The sequence below is a fragment of the Kosmotoga arenicorallina S304 genome, assembly GCF_001636545.1.
In the GTDB taxonomy this organism is placed as follows: Bacteria; Thermotogota; Thermotogae; order Petrotogales; family Kosmotogaceae; genus Kosmotoga_B; species Kosmotoga_B arenicorallina.
Map to the genome: position 1 here is coordinate 1 of NZ_JFHK01000037.1, position 1,491 is coordinate 1,491.

Genomic DNA, 1,491 nt, shown 5'->3' on the forward strand with positions numbered 1-1,491 from the left:
GACTGGTAAAGATGGTGATGTTTATTCACAACGCCTGGTAGAACGTCTTTGCCTGCCATATTTATCTGCCAATCTGCCCCAGGCGCGTCACCTGTACCGATTTCTTTTATCACATTGCCTTCAATGAGAATATAAGCATTGGTCAATTCTTGCATCTGATCGTTCATTGTCATTAGTTTATCAATGATTTTCAGAACAATAGTCAGACAGCCATCTTCAATATCTCAAGTTATGCACTTTGAATTAACAAGGAACTCAAAGGGCCGAGTGATAACAGGGTAACCAGTTTGGATAATCCTCATAGCAAGACAGAGATAATAGTTCAGCCTGAGTTTTTCGAGAAAATCCCTCAAGCCTATTTGGTCTTTGACAGAACGATAGAATCTCGCTAGCATCCATACGGTGAAAGCAAGCTGTACTAATTCAACATGCCTTTCTGTACTCTTTGCAGAAAAGACCTGGGGTTTTAGCCCAAAGTTCTGCTTTACTTCCTTGAAATAGGTCTCAATGTAGTTTCTTTTCGAATAATGCCCCAATATCTCATGCTCCGGCATGGAGCTATCACTGCAAAGAATCACTCTGTTCTCCTGTGGTGTGTTGTGAAAAACGAGCTTGACTTTCGCGTTGTTGTATTTTGGAATAATAACTTCCACAGATGTTGTCCCCCTGGTTTGTTTCCTCAACGATGAGAGAGATAGCTTTACACCATTGAAGACAACATCCATCACGGGATTTAACCTGCCAATCACTGTGTAGCCTAATTTAATGGCTTCAAAGAATATCTCAGAACAGAGTATGCCTCCATCCATGAGTAAGATAGTGTTTCTGAAAGGAATTCTCTTGAGTAATTCAATGAACTGCTTTGTCAGGTTCTCTTTTGTCCTTAGAGAAGAGAACAGGGGAAAATAGAGCTTTGGTTTTATCCACACCATGGATGACAGCAGCGAGATTCCCTTAACGATTCTCCTTTCTGTCGTAGAATAAAACTCACCAAGATGCTCGATTCTATTTCCACGCCGCTTGATTGTTGTTTCATCCAGGATGATGTATTTAGGAGTCAAAGCATTCTTTACCATGAAATCTGAAAGGTATTCAACCCTTGAATAAGACAAAGCTCTAGTGGAAATGGAATCGGTATTGAGAAATCTCGAAACAGAAGATTGAGAGGAACCAGATAGCTTAGCAAGCCTTAAGGTATTTTTATAGTTTGCTAAGAACAAGGCAGAGGAATAACCGAGAACGAACCTCTTCTGTTCTTTACGGGAAAAGTGAACATGCTTAATGACATCCGGGAGAATCTGTGATATATTCGTGGTGGGCATGGAATCATCCTTTCGTATGGTTTGCTCACCACGAATATACGATGATTCCGTGCCTTTTTCAATGACCTGTTTTTCTTTTCTTTATTTTGTTAACTCGAAGTGCATAAGTTGAGACTCTGGCTTTATACCACCATCAACATAATCCACGACGCCGACCCTCGCCGTAACG

Annotated in this window: 1 protein-coding gene; it reads right to left on the reverse strand. The window is 40.8% G+C overall.

Annotation, left to right across the window (positions count from 1 at the left end; genetic code table 11):
- Positions 1–224: 224 nt before the first annotated feature.
- The gene (locus AT15_RS10025; RefSeq protein WP_068349284.1) at positions 225–1,322 is read right to left on the reverse strand and encodes a transposase; all 1,098 of its coding nucleotides are present in this window, start codon (positions 1,320–1,322) and stop codon (positions 225–227) included.
- Between the last annotated feature and the right edge of the window lie 169 nt (positions 1,323–1,491).

Excerpts from the sequence above, each read along its gene's own strand:
- AT15_RS10025 (WP_068349284.1), bottom strand. The coding sequence starts at position 1,322 with ATGCCCACCACGAATATATCACAGATTCTCCCGGATGTCATTAAGCAT.